The organism is Endozoicomonas sp. 2B-B (assembly GCF_053470045.1).
Map to the genome: position 1 here is coordinate 4,111,641 of NZ_JBLZMU010000001.1, position 23,439 is coordinate 4,135,079.

The 23,439-nt window shown below is 48.0% G+C and carries 19 protein-coding genes and 2 tRNA genes; 8 read left to right on the forward strand and 13 right to left on the reverse strand.

The annotated features are described in order from the left end of the window. Positions 1-57: 57 nt before the first annotated feature. The gene (locus tag ACOMHB_RS15720; protein ID WP_448217321.1) at positions 58-1,314 is read left to right on the forward strand and encodes a hypothetical protein; all 1,257 of its coding nucleotides are present in this window, start codon (positions 58-60) and stop codon (positions 1,312-1,314) included. Between the two features lie 65 nt (positions 1,315-1,379). On the opposite strand, the gene ACOMHB_RS15725 is transcribed toward ACOMHB_RS15720, so the two are convergent. The 5 genes from ACOMHB_RS15725 to ACOMHB_RS15745 all read right to left on the reverse strand — a co-directional run bounded on the left by ACOMHB_RS15725 (position 1,380) and on the right by ACOMHB_RS15745 (position 3,478). Continuing rightward, complete coding sequence (locus ACOMHB_RS15725; protein ID WP_448217322.1) at positions 1,380-1,694, reverse strand: TusE/DsrC/DsvC family sulfur relay protein; 315 nt, start codon at positions 1,692-1,694, stop codon at positions 1,380-1,382. A gap of 3 nt (positions 1,695-1,697) precedes the next feature. After that, complete coding sequence (tusB, locus tag ACOMHB_RS15730) at positions 1,698-1,985, reverse strand: sulfurtransferase complex subunit TusB (protein WP_448217323.1); 288 nt, start codon at positions 1,983-1,985, stop codon at positions 1,698-1,700. Next, positions 1,985-2,344 (reverse strand): sulfurtransferase complex subunit TusC, encoded by a 360-nt coding sequence (gene tusC, locus ACOMHB_RS15735; protein WP_422134080.1) that lies wholly within the window; start codon positions 2,342-2,344, stop codon positions 1,985-1,987. The genes tusB and tusC overlap by 1 nt, the downstream gene beginning before the upstream one ends. Positions 2,345-2,346: 2 nt before the next feature. Then, positions 2,347-2,739, reverse strand: coding sequence for a sulfurtransferase complex subunit TusD (gene tusD / locus ACOMHB_RS15740; RefSeq protein WP_448217324.1), 393 nt, complete (start codon positions 2,737-2,739; stop codon positions 2,347-2,349). 67 nt (positions 2,740-2,806) lie between these two features. Continuing rightward, positions 2,807-3,478 carry a Bax inhibitor-1/YccA family protein gene (locus ACOMHB_RS15745; RefSeq protein ID WP_317146175.1) on the reverse strand — a complete coding sequence of 224 codons (672 nt, stop codon included), beginning with the start codon at positions 3,476-3,478 and terminating at the stop codon, positions 2,807-2,809. 238 nt (positions 3,479-3,716) lie between these two features. Here ACOMHB_RS15745 and ACOMHB_RS15750 point away from each other — a divergent pair. Together ACOMHB_RS15750 and ACOMHB_RS15755 are read left to right on the forward strand one after the other, a co-directional pair. Beyond that, positions 3,717-3,807 (forward strand) — tRNA-Ser (locus ACOMHB_RS15750). 84 nt (positions 3,808-3,891) lie between these two features. Next, positions 3,892-3,982, forward strand: a tRNA-Ser gene (locus ACOMHB_RS15755). 122 nt (positions 3,983-4,104) lie between these two features. Here ACOMHB_RS15755 and ACOMHB_RS15760 read toward each other — a convergent pair. The 3 genes from ACOMHB_RS15760 to ACOMHB_RS15770 form a co-directional block, all read right to left on the reverse strand. Next, a complete protein-coding gene (locus ACOMHB_RS15760; protein WP_448217325.1) occupies positions 4,105-7,056 on the reverse strand; it encodes a TatD family hydrolase in 2,952 nt (983 codons plus the stop codon). A gap of 811 nt (positions 7,057-7,867) precedes the next feature. After that, positions 7,868-8,182 carry an SEL1-like repeat protein gene (locus ACOMHB_RS15765; protein WP_448217326.1) on the reverse strand — a complete coding sequence of 105 codons (315 nt, stop codon included), beginning with the start codon at positions 8,180-8,182 and terminating at the stop codon, positions 7,868-7,870. A 102-nt stretch (positions 8,183-8,284) separates the two neighbouring features. Continuing rightward, positions 8,285-9,229, reverse strand: coding sequence for a LysR family transcriptional regulator (locus tag ACOMHB_RS15770; protein WP_422138192.1), 945 nt, complete (start codon positions 9,227-9,229; stop codon positions 8,285-8,287). Between the two features lie 98 nt (positions 9,230-9,327). Between ACOMHB_RS15770 and ACOMHB_RS15775 the strand changes: the two genes are divergently transcribed. From ACOMHB_RS15775 to ACOMHB_RS15785, 3 genes are read left to right on the forward strand one after another with little or no spacing between them, the layout of a single operon-like run. After that, entirely contained in the window at positions 9,328-10,338 is a 1,011-nt protein-coding gene (locus tag ACOMHB_RS15775; RefSeq protein WP_448217327.1) for an NADP-dependent oxidoreductase, read from the forward strand. 18 nt (positions 10,339-10,356) lie between these two features. Then, entirely contained in the window at positions 10,357-11,514 is a 1,158-nt protein-coding gene (locus ACOMHB_RS15780) for an iron-containing alcohol dehydrogenase (RefSeq protein WP_448217328.1), read from the forward strand. An 18-nt stretch (positions 11,515-11,532) separates the two neighbouring features. Next, positions 11,533-12,210 carry a type 1 glutamine amidotransferase domain-containing protein gene (locus ACOMHB_RS15785; protein WP_422134088.1) on the forward strand — a complete coding sequence of 226 codons (678 nt, stop codon included), beginning with the start codon at positions 11,533-11,535 and terminating at the stop codon, positions 12,208-12,210. 356 nt (positions 12,211-12,566) lie between these two features. On the opposite strand, the gene ACOMHB_RS15790 is transcribed toward ACOMHB_RS15785, so the two are convergent. From ACOMHB_RS15790 to ACOMHB_RS15810, 5 genes are all read right to left on the reverse strand, one after another. Then, a complete protein-coding gene (locus ACOMHB_RS15790; protein ID WP_448217329.1) occupies positions 12,567-13,298 on the reverse strand; it encodes an SDR family NAD(P)-dependent oxidoreductase in 732 nt (243 codons plus the stop codon). A 123-nt stretch (positions 13,299-13,421) separates the two neighbouring features. Next, positions 13,422-14,522 (reverse strand): enoyl-CoA hydratase/isomerase family protein, encoded by a 1,101-nt coding sequence (locus tag ACOMHB_RS15795; RefSeq protein WP_448217330.1) that lies wholly within the window; start codon positions 14,520-14,522, stop codon positions 13,422-13,424. Between the two features lie 134 nt (positions 14,523-14,656). Next, the gene (locus tag ACOMHB_RS15800) at positions 14,657-15,949 is read right to left on the reverse strand and encodes a 2-hydroxycarboxylate transporter family protein (protein ID WP_448217331.1); all 1,293 of its coding nucleotides are present in this window, start codon (positions 15,947-15,949) and stop codon (positions 14,657-14,659) included. A 243-nt stretch (positions 15,950-16,192) separates the two neighbouring features. Further along, the gene (locus ACOMHB_RS15805; protein ID WP_448217332.1) at positions 16,193-18,994 is read right to left on the reverse strand and encodes an insulinase family protein; all 2,802 of its coding nucleotides are present in this window, start codon (positions 18,992-18,994) and stop codon (positions 16,193-16,195) included. Between the two features lie 552 nt (positions 18,995-19,546). After that, a complete protein-coding gene (locus ACOMHB_RS15810; RefSeq protein WP_448217333.1) occupies positions 19,547-21,106 on the reverse strand; it encodes an AbgT family transporter in 1,560 nt (519 codons plus the stop codon). 653 nt (positions 21,107-21,759) lie between these two features. Here ACOMHB_RS15810 and pdxH point away from each other — a divergent pair. Together pdxH and ACOMHB_RS15820 are read left to right on the forward strand one after the other, a co-directional pair. Continuing rightward, on the forward strand, positions 21,760-22,425 hold the full coding sequence (pdxH, locus tag ACOMHB_RS15815) for a pyridoxamine 5'-phosphate oxidase (RefSeq protein WP_448217334.1): 666 nt from the start codon (positions 21,760-21,762) through the stop codon (positions 22,423-22,425). Continuing rightward, entirely contained in the window at positions 22,422-23,318 is an 897-nt protein-coding gene (locus tag ACOMHB_RS15820; protein WP_448217335.1) for a DNA replication terminus site-binding protein, read from the forward strand. The genes pdxH and ACOMHB_RS15820 overlap by 4 nt, the downstream gene beginning before the upstream one ends. Positions 23,319-23,439: the final 121 nt, after the last annotated feature.

Sequence of the window (23,439 nt, forward strand, 5' to 3'; positions counted from 1 at the left end):
CCCAAGCTGAATAAAATGTTTGATCTTTTTGATGACTCATCGACAAGGAGAAATGTCATGATTAGAAGTATGGACACTGCCAATTTACAGGCTCCGACGACACAACAGGAATTTACCAGAGAAACTCCCCCTGACAAACCTGATCATGTCAGGCAAAAACATAACATCGCCCCACAATTGCAAACCGACGGCGATGGAATTCAGGAACAACAGGCCACCAGTCTTTCAAGCCAAACCATTACTGGCTTGAACCCTCATTCTGCGTCGTCACCTGAAACTTACTGGGAATGTGAGCATATGGATAATAATCCCCGGCGTTATTGCTGTGCGAGCTATGCCAATGTACCCGGTACGTCTGAACCGAAAACTGTCCAGATCGGCAACCAGAAACTGATGACACTGGATACTTCGCAATCATTTATTGATGCGGCCCTGGAGTCAAACAGGGGTCATTTGGAACTCTTTAACTTCAGCTTTCTGGCTGATTTTTTAAGCAAAAACAGCGAAATCAAATACATTGTTGATGTTGGCTGTGGTTTTGGAAAAATATCCCTGTTAATGCAAAGCTATCTCAAAGAGCTGAACCCCCAGATCAAAGTAATTCCTGTAGATATCGGAAATGCTTATGCTATGCAGGATCGAACTTACTGTGACGACCCGCTGCCCATCAACATAATCCCGGCTCAGGAAATTGCTGGCGCTAATCCTGCGACCACTTTGTTTACCGCTATACACCCTTATACCGGCTTGCCTTCGGAAGAAGTACAACTTTGTAAAGAGATTGCACAGGGGAAAACTGATTTTTATCTCACCACACTCATAAAAAACAATCCTGGTTGTTTTGTCCTGATCACCGAAGACCCGCACGCATCCTCACCCCAGCAATATATTCCCCCGGAACTGGTGTACACCAAACATTACCACGCGCTCGCTCAAAGCATTACGCTGGAGGAGCGTCAGACAGAACCCCGTCGCCAGGCAATAGCCGCAGAAATGAACGCAGAAAACGGTGATATCTACCGGTTAAACCAGTTGCTGGCAACACTTCCTTCGCGGCAGGCTATTTATCTGTTTTTTACCTCCATAAATACAGAAAGGTTTGAACGGGAAATATCCTTAGCACCCTGGCAATACTCGCCGGATTATATCTTCCATTCGGCTCTTGAACCCATGTCACAGGACGTGGGGATTAAATCCTACGAAAACATCAAATCCGAGGTCGCAATACATAACCTGGGGCTGTTTTGCTGGCATGTCTATCGCCAGGATGTCAGTGCCTCAGAATCTTCCAGCCAGGCGGCTAAATCAAATTGAAGCTACCGGAGGGCTGTCGACCGGACAGCCCGGTTTTGTGGTGGGGATACACAGACCAGGCTGTTCTAGAAACAGTTTGTAGGTCTCGGCAGACCTGCAATTCTGGCAGCCAGTTTGGCGGGACTGCCGGGAAACAGCTTCATCAGATAGAGACTGTTCCCCTTCTCTTTTCCCAGCTGGTTGGCAACGTATTTCACAAAAGGTCTTTGACTGGGAGCGTGTTCAAATTGCTGATAATACTTTCTGAGCAGATTAAGGATTTCCCAGTGCTCATCGGTCAGAATAACTTGCTCTTCAGCAGCTAACTGACCCGCTACCTCTGGATTCCAGTCACTGAGGTTGACCAGATAACCGTCTTTATCAAGCATCAAATCCGACATATTCTAAAACCAGCTCACCACCTTGTCGTTGGCCACCGTCAGCTCAACAAAGCCCTGATAGTCCACCATACCAATATCGAGATCGTCTCTGTTTGTGATTCCCCGGGCCAGAACATCCGCCTCCAGCACATAGACGGTTACATGCCTGAGAAGATCCGATAAAACATCACTGGCTTCGTACAAAGCGTAAACGCCCTCTTCCAGAAGCAGAACACTGTCACCGGCATTAAGGGCTCTCAGGCAGAGCTCCAGGGGTTGTCCGGTTTTATTGACGGTATGCAGAGTAGCCATCAGAAACTCAATACCTTATCTTGCTGTGCCAGGAAAGAGGCCACCGCGTCCCCTTCCAGCAGTGTGTACAGGGGTAATAACTGCTCTGGATCAAGGTGACGCTCTGTCAGGGATTCTCCATCCACATAAACTGTTTCAATGCCATAGAGCTCCAGGGATTGAAAAAGGGCTGAAAGTTTTTTCCTTTGCAGCTGTCCGGGAGACTGCCCATCCAGGATCTGATAAACACCATCCCCCATCAGCAACAGACGGGTTGGGATCTCGTAGGATGCAGAAACCAGCACAGCGTCCAGGGCTTCTTTGGCAAATTGACCACGGTAAGGGGCCTGAGTCGATATAATACAAATGGATTGACTCATGCTTAGTCTCCAAAAGTAACCAGACGATCGGCCACAATCGTCGCTTCAATTAACTGGCCCAGTCCCGAGAGATCATACCCCTCTCTGAGATTGCTTCCAGACAGTTCGTACCTTTCAGCTTCTTCAGTATTCACCACACCTCTGCGAAGAGCCGCTGCGACGCAGACAACGGCATCAATACCCTGCTCCGTTATCAGCTTTTGCCATTGCTCTGGCAGATTCACCTCATCCTGTGGTGGAGAAACCAGGCTGGAAGCATTGTGCACACCCTCCTGATAAAAAAAGACCCGAATAATCTCATGGCCACAAGCCAGCAGGGCCCTGGCAAAAGAAAGCGCTGTCAGTGAAGACTGCCCGGTGCCGGAGGCACCGTATACAGCCAGTGCGTATTTCATTCAAAGACTCCCTTCGACAAAAAAATACCCCGGGGATACCGGGGTATTTATATGGGCCATCGAATACTTAGTCGTCAGACATGCCCAGCAGAGAAAGCAGAGCCGTAAACAGATTGTAGATATTCAGATACAAAGAGACGGTAGCGCGGATATAGTTAGTTTCGCCGCCGTGGATGATACGGCTGGTATCAAACAGGATAAAACCGGACATCAGCAATACAATGGCAGCAGACAGTGCCATAGATGCCGCCGGGATCTGGAAGAAGATCAGGGCGATACTGGCAATGACGGCCACAATCAGGCCAACCATCAAGAACCCCCCCATAAATGAGAAGTCCTTGCGGGTAACCAGTACATAGGCAGACAGAGCAAAGAATACGACGGCTGTTCCGCCCAGGGCCTGCATCACCAGAGAAGGACCATTAGGCAGAGCCAGATAAAAGTTCAGCATAGGGCCAAGAGCTGCGCCCAGAACACCGGTGAAAGCAAAAACAGCCACCAGACCTTTGCCTGAGTCAGCGGTTTTATTGACAACGAAAATCAGACCAAAACCTACCAGGCTGAGCACCAGGGCAGTGATACGGCTGATTTCCAGTGCCATGGCCACACCAGCAGTAAAAGCACTGAACAGCAGTGTCATACCCAACAACAGGTAGGTGTTGCGCAAAACACTGTTGATCTCAATGCCGCTGCCAACCTGTGTCGGCCTTGACGCTATAACGGTAGATTTTCGTTCCATCTTTTTATTCCTCACGTTGGGAGATATATAAGGAGTATACCAGAGCTGAACATGTCGGCTATATCCAAAACTTCGTTTTACATGATGCCCACAGTACCCTGATGGCGTTACAAAATCGTAACAATCGTTACTTTTTCCGATGCTTTGCCATAAATATTTTTCCATTCAGGAGATATCCTTTGGTTTTCAAGGGTTTGACAGTTGATCGTTTTCAGGTAATATTCATTCCCGTTGCTGCGGAGGGATGGCTGAGCGGTTGAAAGCACCGGTCTTGAAAACCGGCGTGGGTTAATAGCCCACCCAGGGTTCGAATCCCTGTCCCTCCGCCATATTTAAATTTCCTTTGAAATCAGATATCTGTAGGCAGTTACTTGGGTGACAGCTTGCTTTTACTGTGAATTTTCACCTGATACGGTGGGTTGGCTGAGTGGTTGAAAGCACCGGTCTTGAAAACCGGCGTAGGTTAATAGCCTACCCAGAGTTCGAATCTCTGACCCACCGCCATCTATTACGAAAACCTCTGGAATCATGCTGGTCTGTTTGCGAGTTTCATTTGTTTGAAACCTTATTGCTTCAGACATCCTTATCTGAACGCTTTATTTAAGACTCCAGATCTTCGAAATTTTTCAATCATGATCAAATATAGTGAATATCTCCCTGGCATTACGGGTGGTTGCAGCAGCAATCTCTTCAGCATCTACACCCAGTATTACACTCAGTGCATGGACCACATAGGGCAGATTAGCAGGAACATTATCAACTCTTTTTTTACTACCCTTCACAGGATTATCTTTTCGGGGCATCACCTGGAAGGGGCATAAAAAGGGTGCATCAGTCTCAATCATCAGACGATCCCGCAGAACATCCCATCCAACAGTACGCAATGCTTCCACCAGATCTCTGTTGCAGCCACCAGCAATCCATCCTGTAATTCCAATAGAGCACCCCAGATCGATGTAATCTTGCAGAGCCTCGCTATTGCCGGTGAAACAGTGAACGCAGGCCATTTTTTTCACGGGCAGTTGCTCAATATAATCCACCAGAATTTCCTTGAAATCGTCATGAGCGTCACGCTCATGCAAAAACAACGGTTTTTTCATTTCTACAGCCAGTGCCAGCTGCTGCCGAAAAGCTTCTTTCTGATCTTCCACAGGCGAGTATTTTCGATTGTAATCAAGCCCGCACTCACCCACTGCGATGCAGCGTTTGCGATCCTTCTTAAGCATTTTTTTCATCGCCGGGATGCCACCATCTTTCAAAAAGTCTCTGGCATCGTGAGGATGACAACCCACTGTGTAGTATAAAGAACATCGTAAGGCATCAGAGGAATCGCCAATAGCCATTGCCTGATCAGTTTCTCTGCCTGACACAGGGAAGGGTTTCCCCCATTTCATTACCTCATTTTGAACCTGTCTGGATACCGGGATAGACGAACCGGTTAAAATTATAGTGCCGACCCCCGAACGGGCAGCATCAGCAACAACTGCGTGCAAGTTTTGAAACCTACTATTCCCGACCAGATTGGCACCAATATCTATCAGCGGAGTATCATACCGGGGTCTCTCCAGCAGTGATTTCAGTTTTACTTTTGCCCCTTTTTTTGCAGGAATTAACTGAGAACCAGTGGAAGCATCACCTCTGTCAGAATCAGTCCGCTGCAAACCAGCCAGGGTTGAGTTCTGGCGATATCGGAACTTAAGTCCTATGTTAACCAAAGCCTGCTGCCCCTGAGCTGCGCCCTGGCTTGGGTTAGTTCGATGGCGGGCAGCACAGGGTGGATAGTCGGCAACAGACTTGTCTGAGCGCTTTTTCTTCTTGCCTTTCCGTGCTCGTGAATCAGCGACCAACGCCCAGCCTGCTTCCGAACCCTGTCTGTCAGAATGAAGCCTGGCATTTTGTACTTCTTCCCTGTAAGCGTCAGAGACCATGGTTTCAGAGCTCAGTTTGCCTGCTTCTGATGACTGATACCGGGCTGCTGAATTATCAACACCTTTTGCCAGAAGCTCCGGTATTTTCTTTTCTCCTCTCATTCCAGGAGGCGATCCTTTAGTCACTTCCTGCTCATCGAGTTGAGATTCACGATTCAGGCATTTGAGACACTTATTGGAGGCGACAGCAGGTTTATTACAATGTTGGCATAACCCAGTGTTGGGTGCCCCTCCTGACCCATCATCTCCTCCACTCCTTCTTCCACTGCGGCTGCCTTGATTTTGCCGACCATAACCTCTTTGAGATTGGGCATTGGTCGATGGTTTCACACTAAGGTCAGCCATTGCCTTCTCAACCTGAGCGGTTTCTCCGGAGCAACCGATCACTGAGGGGCAATGGCCCGGAAAAACAGATACACTTCGTAATTGTTTAGGACTTAGGATGAACTCTTGCTTTGCATAGCGACTGTAGTCTTCTGGTTGCAGCGATTGTGCCGGGTTGCTGCCCAGGTAATGATCAAATGCAGCTTCCGGATTAGCGGGATTTGCAGACAATGTCAGAAAAAGTTCTGAATTCCGTTCAAGATTTGCCTCCCTTATCCTGTTCCACAGTTCCTGCGAAATTATGATCGCCTGCTCATTCCAACCCTGCCTGATTTTTAGCACAATCCGGTTATCCCAGACCTGTTTTTTAACAGTCTGACCGTTAGTGTCAGGAACAAGCAGCAGCACCATTCTGCTGACCAGTTCACTCACCCATTCAAAAGCGTAAAGTGGGGCTATCCCGTTTCCCGGCCTTTTCTTGAATAAGTCGTCTAAGTCATCACTACCGCCAAAACCGCCACCACCAGAAGAGCTTGCGAATGGCTGACTGCTATCGGCAATATCAGCGGCTCCGGGTATTACAAAAGGGCCATCTAAACGTGTTTTGTCATCGAGATAATCAGGCCCATTTTTTACAGCCTGTTTACTGCGGAAAAAAATTTCGACAAATGATGCTTTTTTGTTTCTGTCAGTAATACTGCCATAATTATTGCTTCTCAAAGGCGACGGTAAACCAGTACTTTCTGAAACTATACTGCTGCATTCCGGCTCTAAAACCCATCCATTCTCATTGTCTTCAATGGACAGAACCAACGACTTATTTCCTTTCGGCAAGCGCCAACTGGCCGAGTACTCATGTTGCCAGTGATCACTGTCTGGCGCCAATGGAACCAGCCTCACTCCCCCGTTTTGTATATCCGGCATAGCCTGGCCCGTCAGAGGCTCTGCAATTACCGGGGGGTGAGGCAAATTTCCCGTTGAAAATGCGGGTGGCGTCCTGAAACAAAAATTAAACAAGTGACCTGGTTGGCCATTGAGGATGATATAAAGCTGATTGCTCTCCAGTTCAGAAATTGTTTTGATGTTCTCGTCAAACGCCTTGCGATCATAATTAAGATGGAGAGGCGGGCTGCCACCTATAAATGACAGTTTGCTAATCCCTTCCGATGTCTCACTCTTTTTTTCAATGGCTTTGGAAGAACTCAACCAACCAGTCCAGCTCAACAGGTTGGTAAATTCAGCACTTTGAGCAACAAACGGCAAAATGACAGACACTACGAACAAGAGAAACAGGTGAGTCATAGTGAGAAATCTTGCTGTTTTCATAATTGGATTTGCCTGCAGGCTTTATAATTGAGACATAACAATAGACCCTAAATTTGAAGATATTTAATTTATCTTCCTTTTGTTTTCGTACCTGTCAGAAAACACTGGTCCTCCAAAAATGGGTTCATACTTCTGTCTAACTATTTGCTAAATTGTCCTAATAAACTTGTCCTTTAGAGTCAATACAATGATACAGAAAGAATATGTACGCTGTGCTGTATTGATTGTCGCACTGGTAATCTGTTCGGCTGCACAGGCAAAAACCGCTGTTTTATATTTTAAAAGCAATACAGATAACAGCTACTGGGCCAAGCACACGGATGAGGGTAAGTGTATGGATGATAATCCTATGGATGATATTGGTTTCAATGGACTTAGAACCCGGGTTCCGCCGGGAGCTGTGACACATATATACTATTCCTCGTCGTTTTTTAACTGCGCATGGCATCAGTCCTGGTTCGATTTCACTGTCAGTGATGTCCAGGGACATGAGGCACTCATAAGATGGTACAAGCTCGCAGATAACATATTACCTTATTTGCGGATACGTAGTGACCCCGACCATCTTATTAAAGACTGGTATTCGACTTATGGTGATGACAGTGTGTCACGGGGAGGATATTTCTCTACAACTATTACCCTAAGCTATTGAGATAGTTGGACAGACTCGCCCCCTAATCCTCCGCCATTATAAAAAGCCCCTGATCAGCATAAAAAGTGGTCAGAGGCTTTTTTCATTTCAATAACTCCGTGCTATCACTGCTGCAGAGAAAATGCTTATGCTGCGCCAGACACTCTTCAGCAACACTTCTCAATTCTTCTTCAACAACTCAAGCTGCAAAATGGACTGTTCAAATCCCTGACCGGCGGCCAATTTATAATAGGTTTCAGAAAGCTCTTTGTTCATGGGGATGCCATGACCCATCTGGTACATTCTGGCCACCCAATGCTGAGCACAGTCCAGCCCATTGTCGGCTTCTACTTTGAGTACCTCAAACGCTTTGGCATAATCACCTGCGATATAGATGGCCAGACCTGATGAACAGCGTTTATTATCTACCATCTGTTCAGCCATCAAATGCAATGGAAATAAAATCAGCAACAGTGCTAATCCTTTAGCCTTCATGTCAAACACTCCCTGTTAGTTATGTGTGCTTCCTATATTGACAGAAAATTAACAAAGAAATGAAATTTTTCTTCTCAAATTTGCGTTATCAACCATAGCTGCTCAAACCGTGCACTCAAGCTGAAGCCGACTGATCTTTTGAGTCAGCTCTTCATAAACAAGCTGCCTGAACCAGATATGAGCCGGTTCTTTCATATACCTCTCATGCCAGATGATTGAGTAGGTAAAAGGCTTTTGCTCCATGGGAAAAGGCAGTATCGCCAATCCATAGTGACTGGCACAGCTTCTCACCAACCCATAAGGTGCTGTCAATATATAATCGGTATTGGCTACCAGAGCCAGTGCGGCAATAAAGTGCGGCACCCTCAGGGCAATTCGTCTGGACAATCCCCGCTCTTCCAACAGGTAGTCAACAGCACCCTTACGCTCCCCCCCCATGGTAATCAGTGCGTGGGAATGGCTGGCATAGCGCTCAATATCCATGCCCTGCTCCAGCAGAGGGTGTGAATCTCTGACAACACAGGCAAACTTGTCCTGACCTATTCCTCGCCCATGAATCATTGCCGGCGCGTCGGTGATAGAGCAGACAGCCAGATCGACATTCTGCTGATCCATCTCATGGAGCAAATGCGAACGCCAGGGCACAATTTCGAGCGAAATTCCCGGAGCCTCACGACTTAGCCTCCTGATGACTTCAGGCAGTAAAACGTGAGCCCCATAATCTGAAGAGGCCATTCGAAAGCTGTGCTCAGACTCTGCCGCTATGAAACGGGGAGGCTCAATTAACTGGCTGATGTCTTGCAATGATTTTTGCAAGTCCAGGGCTATACCCTGGGCCCGTGGTGTCGGTGCCAACCCCTGGGGAGTCCGGGTGAACAAAGGGTCATCAAAAAGTACCCGAAGTCTGGCCAGACTTCGACTGATGGCAGGCTGAGTCAGATTTAATCGACCAGCAGCACGGGTCACACTTCGCTCTTCCATCAGGACCTGCAACACCGGCAGCAAATTTAAGTCGGAAGACGACAGATTATCAACAGGCAAACTCATTACTCACAATCATGATCAATATAACAATGATGCATTGGAGTCATATTGAGTACAACGATAAATTATCCCCTGAACTATCTGTTTCAGGACATTCGTTCATGTTTATAGAGAAAAATTGCGAGATTCATCTTGCCAGACGCCCCGAAGGTTTGCCAGACAGCACCTGCTTCAAACTGGTTTCTCAGCCCGTTGCAGAGCTGAAAGAGGGTGAAGTTCTGGTTAAAAACCTTTGGATGTCTGTTGACCCCTACATGCGTGGACGCATGGTCGATCGCAAAAGCTATGTGCCACCCTTTGCTTTGGATGCCGCCCTCGAAGGTGCAGCCATCGGCGAAGTCATAGAGTCACGAAATCCATCCCTGCCGACAGGTAGCAAAGTGTCCAGCATGAAAGGCTGGCGCGAGTATTTCATTTCTGATGATAAAGACCTTCAATTGCTACCCCAGACAGAAATTGACGATCAGGCCTTCCTGGGAATAATGGGTATGCCTGGCATGACAGCCTGGGTGGGATTAACACAAATTGCAGAACTGAAAAAAGGCGACCGTGTTTTTGTTTCTGCTGCATCCGGAGCAGTAGGGTCGACCGTCTGCCAGATTGCAAAGCTCAAGGGTTGTTATGTTGTCGGCAGTGTTGGCTCCGACGATAAAGCCCGTTACCTGCAGGAAGAATTGAAAGTCGATGCAGTGGTCAATTACAAGACCGTACCTGACCTGGCGAATGCCATTGCCGAAGCCTGCCCTGAAGGCATTGATGTCTATTTTGACAATGTCGGCGGCCAGCACCTTGAAGCCGCCCTCAATCTAATGAACGATCATGGACGTATAGCTGTATGCGGCATGATAGATCAATACAACTCAACTGCTCCTGTTCCCGGACCAGCCAATCTGGCTCAGATAATTGTAAAAAAACTGAAAATGCAGGGCTTTATTGTGTTCGAACATTGGGAGCATTACCCCGAGTTTGTCCAACAGATGGGCCACTGGATACAGGAAGGCAAGATCTCCTGGAAAGAAACGGTTTTTGAAGGTATCGAGCAGGCCCCTGAAGCTTTTCTCGGGCTTTTCTCTGGCATTAATACCGGCAAAATGCTCGTTAAACTCAGCTAATCAGTATTAGGTTTAATCATGAAAAACTTTTCATTTCACAACCCAACACGCATTCACTTTGGCAAAGGCATGATCGCCCGTATTGCTGATGAAGTCCCTCGTAATGCCAGAATTCTGATCACCTATGGCGGTGGTAGCATTAAAAAGAACGGCACTCTTGATCAAGTCAGGGAAGCCCTGAAAGAGCATACGTCCATTACCGAGTTTGGCGGTATTGAGCCTAACCCTTCCTTTGAAACACTGATGGAAGCGGTTGCTCTGGCAAAACAGGAAAACATTGATTTCTTGTTGGCCGTAGGTGGTGGCTCGGTCATTGATGGCACAAAGTTTATTGCCGCAGCCATTCCATTTGAAGGAGATCCCTGGACCATTCTCAGTGAGCACGCCAGGATTCATCAGGCCATACCTGCTGGCAACGTTCTTACCCTTCCGGCAACAGGCTCGGAAAGTAACTCAGGGTCAGTTATTACCCGCAGAGCCACCAATGACAAGTTGGCTTTTAGCAGCCCCGAAGTCTTTCCACAATTTACTGTGCTGGATCCGGAAACCACTTATAGCCTTCCGCAAGGCCAGACCGCTAACGGTGTCGTAGACGCCTTTGTCCACGTAATGGAGCAGTATCTGACGACCCGCGAAAATGCCCCTGTTCAGGATCGCTATGCCGAAGGTTTGCTGTTAACCCTGATTGAGCAAGGCCCGGTTGTACTCAAACAACCCCGGGAATATGAATCCAGAGCCACCATCATGTGGGCTGCAAATCAGGCCTTGAATGGTCTGATTGGCGTGGGTGTGCCCCATGACTGGTCTACTCATATGATTGGCCACGAGATCACTGCCCTGTTTGGCCTCGACCATGCCCAGACACTGGCCATCGTGCTCCCCTCAGTGATGCATGTCATGAGAGAAGAGAAAGCGTCCAAGCTGCTTCAGTATGCTGACAGGATCTGGGGCATTAAGGAAGGCAACGACCAGGAGAAGATGGATTCAGCCATCAGCAAAACCCGCGAATTCTTTGAACAGATGGGTATTAAAACGCGTTTGTCCGATTATGGCATTGAGGAAAGCGCCATCGCTGACCTTGTTGATCAGCTGAAACGGCACAAAATGACTGCACTGGGAGAAAAGCAGAATATTACTCCTGAAGTTGCCACCAAAATTCTCAGGCATGCCGCCTGACCATATGGAGATGAACTTATGAAGGTGTTATTCGTCCTGACATCCCATGACAAGCTGGGAGATACAGGTGAGAAAACGGGTTTCTGGATCGAGGAGTTTGCAGCGCCCTACTATGTGTTTGCGGATCACAATGCCGAGGTAACCCTCGCATCCCCGAAGGGTGGCCAGCCGCCCATTGACCCCAAAAGTGCCCAACCGGACTCTCAGACTGCAGCCACAAAAAGGTTTGATTCGGACGGTGCCCTGAAAAACAAGCTGTCAAATACCTTAAAGCTGTCTGAGGTTTCTGCTGACGAATACGATGCCATCTTTTATCCGGGTGGCCATGGCCCTTTATGGGATCTGGCCCATGACAAAAACTCTATAGCCCTGATAGAAGCATTCGCGAAACAGGGAAAGCCTGTCTCTGCCGTATGTCATGCACCAGCCGTTTTGCTGAATGCAAAGAAAGGAGACAATACACCACTGATCAGTGGCAAGAGAGTCACCGGTTTCAGCAACAGCGAAGAGGCCGCTGTAGGTTTAACCGATGTGGTTCCCTTTCTTCTGGAAGATGAGCTCAAAAACAAGGGAGGCCAATACAGCCAGGGAGATGACTGGTCACCCTACTGTATTACCGATGGTTTACTGGTAACCGGGCAAAATCCAGCTTCTTCAGAAGCTGTTGCAGAAGTTGTCCTGTCGATGCTTAGCTGACGCTGGCATTGTAGCAGCCTGTCGGACTTGAGCGTCCGTAGCGAGGATTGCAAGAAATTGAGGATAAAAATCTCTGTTTCTGAGGAGAATAGCGAGCTATTTGACGAAGAAACAGAGATTTTTAGACCAATTTATTGCAACCGCAGTAGGACAGTCTTAAGTCCGACAGGCTGCTAGGCCTGCTTTGGTATTCTCTTTTCAAAGCAGGCTTTGGAAACAGCCACTCTCTTCTCTTATGAAGTAACCTGACCAACAATGCCTCTGACCAACAATGCCTCTGACCAACAATGCCTCTGACCAACAATGCCTCTGACTATCAATGCCTCTGACTATCCGGGAAAATCAATACTAATTAACTACCAGGGAATCAGGGAGCCGTCGTATGCTAGAAACTGACCAGTCTGCTCAGAACTTAAACGACGAATCACCTCCAACATCCGCTGGGCTGAGTGCTGCGAAGAGAAGAGTTTTTCGGGTGGAACATTTTTTTTAAATGGCTCGGTAAGCTGAGTATCTACCGTTCCGGGATGAATGGCCACAATACAACCATCGGGCTTTTTCCTTCGCCACTCATGGCTGAGTGTCTTCAACACCATATTAAGAGCCGATTTCGATGCCCTGTAGCTGTACCAACCCCCCACCCTGTTATCTTCAATACTACCCACCCTTGCAGACAGTGCAACAAACCGGGGGCATTCACTGCCTTTAAAATTTTTCAGGAAGTAACGGGCCAAAAAAAGTGTCGACAGAACATTCACAGCCATTGTTTTGTGAAAAAAATCTGAATCTATCTGAGTAATCGATTTTTCAGGCATCTGAGTGGGAGTATGCAGCATTCCCGAAGCATTGATAATCCAGTCAATTGGCCCAACGCTATCGGCAAGCTGTTCAACGGAATCGGCATCGGTAAGGTCTGACCTGTGCCATTGAACGGAGTTTACGGAATTATTATTTTCTGGAGAGTTTTTGGAATCCGGAGAGCTTCTGAAAAAAGTGGCATGTACTTGCGCTTCTGGCATTTCATGCACGATCTCTTCGACAAAGGCCCGACCAATTCCACCACTGCCACCAGCAACCAGTATTTTCATAGAAGCCTCAATTAGATGCGTCACTCATCCTACGCATTCCGATGAATCTGGATCACATTTTATCGCAATAATCAATTTCAACTGGCTCCCGCGCTCCACATGGGAACCAGCTACCGATATACATCAGAGATTAGACAATGGATTGGCTGACTCTCCCCAGGGGGGGGTAAACATTTCGACTACTTTTTCCTGAGGAACCTCTTCAATCACTGGATAAGCCCATTGTGGCTGATTATCCTTATCCACCAGAAGCGCTCTGACCCCTTCCTGAAAATCGCCTTTCAGCACACAGTTGATGGAGAGCAAGAGTTCACTCTGAAAGACTTCCTTCAAAGAGACATGCCGACTCTTTTTAAATTGCTCGTAGGCAACCACAGCCGACAGAGCCGAACCCGTCAGAGCTATATTGCGTGCCTGCTCAAGCCAGCTGTCTTCTGTTTCCAGCGCTTTCAGATCAGCAATGATCGCCGAAAAGTTTGACTTGTCCATCATTCGGGCTATTAAATCACGGTGTTCCCTGATCTTGGAGTAAGGCAACCAGCCAGCACTGTTATCTGCATAATATTGAACAACATCAGAGGTCACCTGATAATGGTCTCCGGACCAGTCAGCCTCCTGAAGTGATTCCAGCACATTTTTTCTAAAGGCATGATCAATAAATCGGTTAGCCAGACCCAGGTACATAGCATCCGCAGGATTTAAACGACACCCGGTCAAAGCCATAAACAGACCAATTTTTGCGGGCAGGCGATTCAAGATCCATGAACCACCGACATCCGGATAAAGTCCTATCGTAATTTCAGGCATGGCCATAACAGAAGTGTCGGTCACTACACGAAAGTCTGCCCCGGCCATGAGGCCAAAACCGCCCCCCATAATGACTCCGTTACCCCAGCAGATCACGGGTTTTCGGTAGGTATGAATCAGGTAGTCAAGACGGTATTCTTTTTCAAAAAACTGCCCCGGGGCACTGGTATCCCCATCAAGAACACTTTGCCTGAGAGAACGGACATCTCCACCCGCACAAAACGCTTTTTCCCCAGCCCCCTGAAGAAAAATACAGACGATTTTGTTGTCTTCCTGCCATTCACTGAATTGTTCATAAAGGCTGTCTAACATCGCTTTGTCGAGAGAGTTAAGATTGCCCTCAGCATTCAGAGTGATAACACCAACTTTATGCCCGGAGGCTGTATCAAGCCTGTCAAATAGGACCTTTTCGGTCATTTCTTCTTCTCCTGCAATGACCGGCGATAAACCGTTCAATCGTTATTCTGTGCTCACCCAGGGTCACTGGATAGGTAGTTCTCTCACTGATCCACTATATGAGACCAACGTGGGCTTTTCAAACCTGATCTGATCTACATCAACCACACCAGTGCATTTGCCGATAGCAAAATAAAGGCCCCTCCTATTCTTGAAGAGACCTGTGCATAGGGCATGAGATACATACGACGGCTGGCTGATAATACCGCCACATCTCCGGTTCCCCCCATATTTGCCATACACAGCCCCGCCGTTACAGAGGCTTCTATGGGATAAAAACCCAGTATTTTTCCAGCCAGTCCTGCACCCAGTATGGCCCCTGTGACAGTCGTCACTACCAGAATGAAATACTGCAAAGAGATCACTTGTGCAATCTGATGAAGATCCGTAAAGCCTATTCCTATACAGGCAAGTAAAGCAGGCGTAAGAGACATCACCATAAAATCGCCCCACAGAGCAGCTCCTTCTTCAACGCTGGAAGGAAACACTCCCAGCGCTTTGACAAGGCCGACAGAGAAAATCATTAAGGCGTAAGGATGCAGAGAAATGAACAGACTGAGCAAATAACCTAAAACATAGAAACCGCTCGCAACAAAAAGTCCGATCCCTATCTTCGCCAGATCGGGAACAGGCTCGACTTTATCTTCATGGGGCTCTTCATGGGGAGTGGCCTTCTGACTTTTCATCAGTTTGCCATTGCCTGTCAGACCGGGCTTGATCTTGCCCAGCCTTTCCAGCAACCCCGCTGCAATAATGGCGACCAGATTACCCAGTACAACCGCCGGGACCATTTTTGACAAAACCGTCGTAACGTCGGAGTTCAGAATATTGGCAAAGATCTCTGCCAGCGGGACAGCTCCAGCACCCATACCGCCACCCATGATGGGCAGTCCAACATAGAAGACAGCTTCAACAAAGCCAGTACCAATGAGCATACCTGCCAGCCCCACCAGAGTAATGGCACCCAGAACACCGCCGACGATCACCGGTAAATACCAGAGTGCTGATCGCAGCAGCAGCTGCCTGTCCATACCGAACAAACTGCCGGTAATAAGGCCTGATATAAACAAAGTGAGAAAACCCTGATTTCGGACAAAATCAGAGACACTGTCACTGGTCTCGGCTGGAATACCCCCCGTCGCTACCATCAGGCTGGAGCCAAAAATGATGACAATCGGCCCTCCGCCCAAATAGTTACGAATCCAGCTCAAACGTTCGCCAAGGGTATTGAGCAGAGCACCCAGAGCCATAATAAAAGGAATCAGTCCGACCATCCCGGTTGGCAGGTGACCGGTACAACCGGCAGCAATCACAACCACACCAGGCAAACTCAGCCAGAACAGCATCGCCCGCCGGGGTGATCGCCTCCCTACCTGCTGCAACAACATTTCATCAATAACCGTCGCTATGCGTTAGTTTTACGATGTCTCTAACTAATAGCAAAGTTGGGAAATAGTGGTGCTTTTTCAGGGAGACATTTTCTTCGGGCAGAAAAAAACCGGGAGATTTTCAAGGTGGGCTTCAAGAAAAGTGCGGCGGAACTAATTCGTTATTCCGATTATCCATGAGCTTGAGAAATTCTTTTGGAATAAACCCAGGCCAGAGAATTAGTCTGGCCTGGATACGAGAACTCAGCTTTCCCCTTCCGCCTGAGCTTTGCCAACAGACTCTACAGTCAATCTTCCCTTATCTTCGAGAAGGGTATCCAGCGCCTGCTGAATCTCCTTAACAGAGACGGTCTTCACTTCTTCAGCAATAAGCTTCTGGAAATCAAAACCGGCTTCCTGACCATCCAGGGACTGCCAGAAACGGGAGCTGCGTTCATCCAGGTTGGCATCTTTTTTCAAAAGATCACCCAACAGGCCCTGACGATACTGCTCTAACTCTTCATCGGTCAGGGATTTTATCTTCTCTTTCTGGCCCTTAAGAAAGGCTTCTACCTTCTCCTCAATACCTTCCGGCCCGAGCACGGGAGATTGCACCACAAAGATTAAGCCGGGATGACGTTCAACAGGACGGGGACCAGCAAAGACGATGTAACCCAGCTGCTGCTCAGTCCGCAATTGGTTGAAGAAGGGGGTCGCCAACAATCTTCCCAGCAGGGAGTACACGGCACGATCTCTGTCATTAGTACCAGGGCGCTGGTAGTAAGTGATATAGAGAGAGTCATTGTGGTTAAAGTCAGTCTTGATGGTGCGCTTCTTATCCTTCAGAAGATTAAGAGGCTGCCTGAATTGACGGCCACGGTTGTCTTTCGTTAACAAAGCTTTTTCCACCAGCTCAGCCAGCTTCATAGCCTCTTGTGAACTGTGGTTTCCATGGACCAGCATCTGGATATAAATTGAACGATAGAAGTCACTGGCAAACTGTTTAACATCACTGAAGGTCACCTTTTCAGCGGCTGCCAGTAACGTCTTATCGTCACGATAGGTGGGATAAAGTTCCTGGCTCAAACGATCCATACCCAGTCGATAGGGTGGCTGGAACTGCTTGTTTTTGAGCCTTCTGATCAGCAGCGCCTTCTCCTGGTCAAAACCGGCCTGATCGGGGTTGAACTGCCTGATGGCCTTGAGAATGTCTTTTAGCAGAAGCTCCTGCTTATCCTGATAGCCAGACAGCGCAATGGTCAGCCCTTCCCGGCTGGATGAAACACCGTAGTTCAGGCCCGCTTCTTTGGCTGGGTAGCCGTATTCATTCAGACTTCGTCTCAGGAGGACGCTGTAGAGTTGCATCTCTACGAGATCGGCTTCTGTTTCGGAAGCCTTCCCGGAGGATATCTTGATGCGAACATTGGCTTTGGGCACTTCAAAGCTGCTGTCTGTCATACTCCAGACTTGAAAGCCGGGCTCTTCCAGTAACACCCCGGGCTTATCACCGGAACTGCTTTCACGCAGCTTCAAATCCCGGGCAATAAAGTCATTAGGCTCGGGAATGGTCATTTCTGCATGAACCTGAGGCGATAAAAGTTGCTTCACCAGGGTATCAGACAGAGGTTTGATACTGTAATGAGTCTTGAAATAGGGCTCGACCTGATCCGTTTCAAGGCCTCTGGCAATAACAACCTGCCTCATGTTCGAAGGCTTCATTTGATCAAGCAGATCACTGATCAGCTCGCGATCAAAGTCTTCGTAGAGGTAGCTGGTCCGCAAAATATCCTGAGGCGGGATATCGTGAATGCGAGAAGCCAGTCCGGATGCGGTCTGCTGTGGATTGGCATCTTCCTGGTAACGGAATCCCAGTTCTGCCAGCTGACGAGCTTCCTCGTATATCCGGAGCTCCAAACCCTGTTTGCGAACCAGATCCAGATAATCAAACACCAGGGCAGTCATCTCGTCGACCTGCTCCAGACCTTTTGGAGTCAACTCCATTCGAACCGTGAACTCACTGAACTCTCCGGGTAAATGGCTGGAATAAGAAGACAGCGACTCTATCAGACCACGCTCCTTCAAATAACTGTGCAGACTGCCCTCACCTTCATAACCCAGTATTCTCGCCAGATAGCCCAGAGGCTTCTTGCGGTAATTCTCATATTGACTGGGCATTGGAAAGCTCAAAGAGAGTACCCGGACGTCTTTTAGAGGTACCAGATCAATACGAACACCCAGCTGCTGAGGTGTATAGGGAGCAAGACCAATATGAGTGTCCGGCGACTGGCCTTCAGGTACTCCGGCAAAAGACTCTTTTAACCAATTTTCCAGAACATCTGTTGATTCCCTGCCATAGATAACAACTCCGATATTCTCGGCTACATAGTAGGCATCGTGAAACCTCTTAAGGTCTTTCCAGAGCGACCTGCCGTCTTCATTGGCAAGGGTTTCCAGACTGCCGATATTGAAACGACTGCGAGGGTGAGCCGGATTTGAAGTAGCATTCTGAGCTGTCATCAGACGCCAGCCATCTTCATTGGCATGAAGCTTATATTCTGAATCAACCGCATTACGCTCACGATCAACATAAGCAGGATCCAGCGTAGGGGAGACAAAAAACTGTGCCAGCTGATCCAGCGCAGGTCTCAGCTTGTCACTGTTAATATCGAAGAAATAATTGGTTCGGGTATCAGCCGTATAGGCATTGGCACTGCCGCCATTGGCCCGGATGTATTCAAAATACCCATCCACTTCCGGGTATTTTTCATTGCCCAGAAACAACATATGTTCAAGAAAATGAGCCAGCCCCAGACGATTGTCCGGGTCCTGGAAACTACCCACTTTCACATCCACTGCGGCAGCGGCCTTATCGGTATCCGGATCAGAAATCAGAAGAGCCTTGAGACCATTGTCCAACTCGACAAAACGGTAGTCCCGATCATCCGCTGGACTTTTCACCACCACCCGACTTTTTTCCATTGCATCACGTTCAGCTGTCACTGTACACCCACTTGCCAGTATCGTTGCCAGCACTCCCACAATCAGAGACATGTGCTTTCGTAGCATAAAAGTTCCCACACCTTCTAAAGGTCTTGATCCCAGCTGAATACTTTCTGCAGACAGGGCTAATTATCAAGCACTGAGACAGCCAATTTACCATCCTTTTACTGTTCGCAAAGATGTCCGTATAGACGCACGTACAAAGGGTGCCTGTATTTATATCTATTTTTCTATTCGTCAAGATTTTAAACCAGAGTACAAAAGTAGCAGTCGTAATCTAATTACACTTGTACCACAGAAAGGATTAAAGGTTCGAGTATTAAGTACTCAGCCATACGGAATCGAATATTTCTGGCTTATTGGGCAGGTGCTCTGCAAGGCGCAACGACGGGCACATAGCAAGCTATGTGACCAGAGTTGCAACGCATCACGACTGCATGGATGCAGGAGCTAGAGCAACGCAGGAGCAGTTGCCGCGAGTGCCTGAACAATAAGTCAGAAAATATGATTTCGTATGGTTGAGTACTTATACCAATCAAACTTTCTAACGCCCTGTTGCGCTGAAGATTTGAAAATAAAGAAAACCAGCCCTGAAGGCTGGTTTTCTTCTTTGAGGGATCAGAAGCCCAGGGGAATATTGAAGGCGAAGAACCCTATCAATGCAGTCGTCCAGATAGTGATAAAGGCAATGGAATAAGGCATCATGATTCCGATCATGTCACCAATGGACAGATCTGGCTTGTACTTCCTCATAAAGGCCAGAATAACACCCGCATAAGTCATCATCGGTGTAATAATGTTGGTGGAAGAGTCAGCAACACGGAATGCTGCGGCCACCAGATCAGGAGTCATCGCCGGGTTAGCCTGGTAAAGCATAGGTACGAAGATTGGACCCAGCAGCATCCACTTGGATGTCAGGCCGCCGACAAACAGGTTGATGACTGCGGTGGTGATAATGAAGCCAATGATCAAGAGAATTGGGAAATTATCCAACCCCAGGAACTGAAGGAAACTCGCTCCCAGAAAGGTAATGTAGGTCCCCAGTCCGGTAAAGCTCAACAGGGCCAGAAAGTTGTAGCAGAAGAAGGTCAACACCAGTACATAGCCGACAGTATTCATCTGCTTGACCATGGCACTGATAACATCCTGCATAACCTTGAATTTACCTGTCGATTTGCCATAGCAAACACCCACAATGAGGAAAGTCATGGTAATCATCAGGATGATGTTATTAAGGAATGGGTTGACCACCTTACCGGCTTCATTGGTGTATTCAGCCAGCGGCCCCATTGCCAGACCTGTCATAATGGCAATGGAAACCAGCAGTCCAAAAAATGCGGCCTTCAGGCCCTTGTTCTCAGCTTTGGTGACTTCGAAATTAGTGATATCCAGATCTTCAGGTATCTGATAATCCATTTTCTCAAGTTTGGGAGTAACAAACTTATGGGTCACCCAGGCACCCACAGTCGCCAGGATAAAAGTCGATGCAAAAATAAAGAAATAGTGCATGGTGGCAGGCGTCAGTGCTTCACCGGCTGCGTTAGTGAAAGGCACTCCCTGAGATTCAGCAAAAATCTGAGCATTGACACCAACGATAACATCCACCGGAGTAGCAGGCAGCAGATTCGCACTGAACCCGGCAGAGACACCGGCAAACGCTGCCGCCATGCCAATCAGAGGATTCTTGCCGAGGCCCGCATACAAAAGGCCTGCCAGTGGAATCAGAACCAGATAACCGGCATCGGTGGCTACACTGCTCATGATGCCAATGAATACCAGCAAAGCAGGCAGGTATTTATCGTTCACTTTAAGACCGGCCTTCTTGATCAGGGTGGATAGAAGACCAGAGTTTTCTGCAACACCGACCCCCAACATAACAATCAGGATGATGCCAAGAACGCCGTGACCAAAGGACAACCAGTTTGTCAGAATGGCATTTTCAAACATCCAGCGGACATTTTCTGTGGTCAGCATGTTTTTGACAGTATGAACAATCTGACCACCATCAGCGCCCATAACTTCAAAGCTGTGGCCTCCCATCAGGAAAGAACCTGCCAGAGTCAGGCCGAATAACCAGATAAAGATGATGACCGGGTCAGGTATTTTTTTTCCGATTCTTTCAATAATGGACTTCTTGCCGTCATTGGCAGAAGGTGCGACCGTTGACGTTGTGCTCATTAAAACCAGCCTGTTTAACAAGAGTTAAATACCTAACCAGGTATTCGTATTTTTCATTTGCCCTTTCTCAGGGTATAGGAAGCCAAAGGCCTGAGGGCCCTTCCCTTCTGAAAGGAATTGGAAAGACAGGATTAAGGTATTAAGTATGTTTGACTTTAATTTCAGTCAGAATGACTTGGATTAAATCAATTACCCTACCTCAAGGGACAGGGCATGAAGTGAGTTCTGTGGTCCGTTCACCGCATCGACGGAGAAAAACCCTCAGAGATGAAACCCTTCCACCTTCAAGCATCTGCCCCCACACACCATTATAATCTTGAACAAGAGGCTGTATTCTCATTGATATAGACCAGCTCAACAAATCGTATTAATACCAATGAACACAGTACTTTCAACCAATAAAAACTCGCACAACGAGAAATAAACCAGAACTTCAAATAAAAACAAAGTAATACCCTATTCACAAATGCGGCCTTTTAAAAAAACACGTGTAATCGGGGCATTAGGTTAACGGTGTCGTTAATCATTTTCTATTAACTAATACCCAAAATGGTATCGCACTTCGACAAGCCCAATGCAAGGGTTCAGGTCTTAAGTACAACGCCACTGATCAGAGTTGACAGCGGTTTCACGACCTGACCGGTTCATATACAATGAACTCACTGCATCAGCGAAGTATGAACATGGATATCAGCCATCTGCGAGAGAATTACACCCAGGCGGGTCTCGATCTGGACTCTCTTGATCCCGATCCATTCCAACAGTTTGACCTGTGGTTTCAACAAGCGGTCGAAGCACAACTGCCTGAACCCAACGCCATGAGCCTGGCAACAACATCCAGAGATGGTTTACCCAGCCTGCGCACCGTCCTGCTGAAATACGTAAGCCCCGAGGGCTTTGTCTTTTTCACCAACTACAGCAGTCGCAAGGCTCAGGACATTGCCGACAACCCCAATGTAGCCATTATGTTTCCCTGGGTTGCCCTGGAAAGACAGGTCACTGTTCGGGGTCGGGCCGAAAAGATTTCCAAAACCGACTCGCTAAAATATTTCGCCAGCCGCCCTCACGGCAGCCAGTTGGGAGCCTGGGTTTCACAGCAGAGTTCAGTCATCACTGGCAGAAAAGTGCTTGAGATGAAGCTGGAAGAAATGAAAAGAAAATTCAAGGAAGGCAAGGTTCCTTTACCGGATTTCTGGGGGGGCTATCGGATCATCCCTGAAGCCATAGAATTCTGGCAGGGGCGCCCCAATCGTCTGCACGACCGTTTCCTGTTTAAACGAACAGAATCCAACTGGTCAATAGAAAGGCTGTCACCATGAGTCAGAAGACGGCGGCCAGGATTGCCGTCAGAGACACCCTGATTCATATGGTGACCGTCAACAGACAGTTTCGTGATCAGGTCTATGATGACCAGCTCCTGCCCGTTTGGGTTATGAAATCCCCGGACGAGGACAAGAATGACCGTGCTCTGGCGGCAGAAACCAGCACCCGACTGATCTATACCGATCAGCAAAACAAACAGGAGACAGCCCGACTGCCCGGAATAGTTGGCATTGCCAAAGAAACGTTGCAGACGGGTATAAAACTTAACGAAGCCCGGGAAAGCTTCAAACAGGCCATGTCCGAATTCAGGAAACTCTACGGAGACAGTATTGAGGCCATTGAAGAAACCTCGGACGAGATCAGGGAAAAAATGCTGGGCGGCTTGCAGTTTGCCCACATACATTTCGTCCAGAGTTACCGTCAACTAAAACTCTTTGAGACTCCACCCCGTCGCATTGGCTTCAGCTGGGCAGCCCACCACAGCGGCTCTGTGAAGCTTTCTGCAAATGAGGCGATTGATCACCTGCGCAAGAAATACCTGACTTCCAACGCCATCCAGACAGACATCCAGATGCTTGAGCAGATGCCTGCCGCTGAGACCGTTATTATTAAAAGAATGCTGAGCCCTCATCTGCGTGCCAACCTGACCTGGGCAAAGGATATTGAGCAACTGAGAAAAACGGATAAAGATTTTCGCAAACTCTATCCTGGCCAGATCAATACGCCCCTGCCTGTTTTTGTCCAGCTGGAAAAAGGCCAGCCATTACCAGAGTTCAACCGGATCAAACCTTTTGACCCCTCTGCGAAACAGGAGCGACTCACACGCAGTGACACCAGACTGGTGAAAATCTCGGAAAACCCGCACTCTCGAATTTATAAATATGCCTGAACGTGCCTGCTCATCAAAAATGCTTTTCGCTTCGGCCCGGTTTTCCATGGCAATGGCAGGGGCCAGATTCTGATCCCGGTAATGGTTGCGCAGACGTTCTTTTTCGGCATCGTCGGCCTGT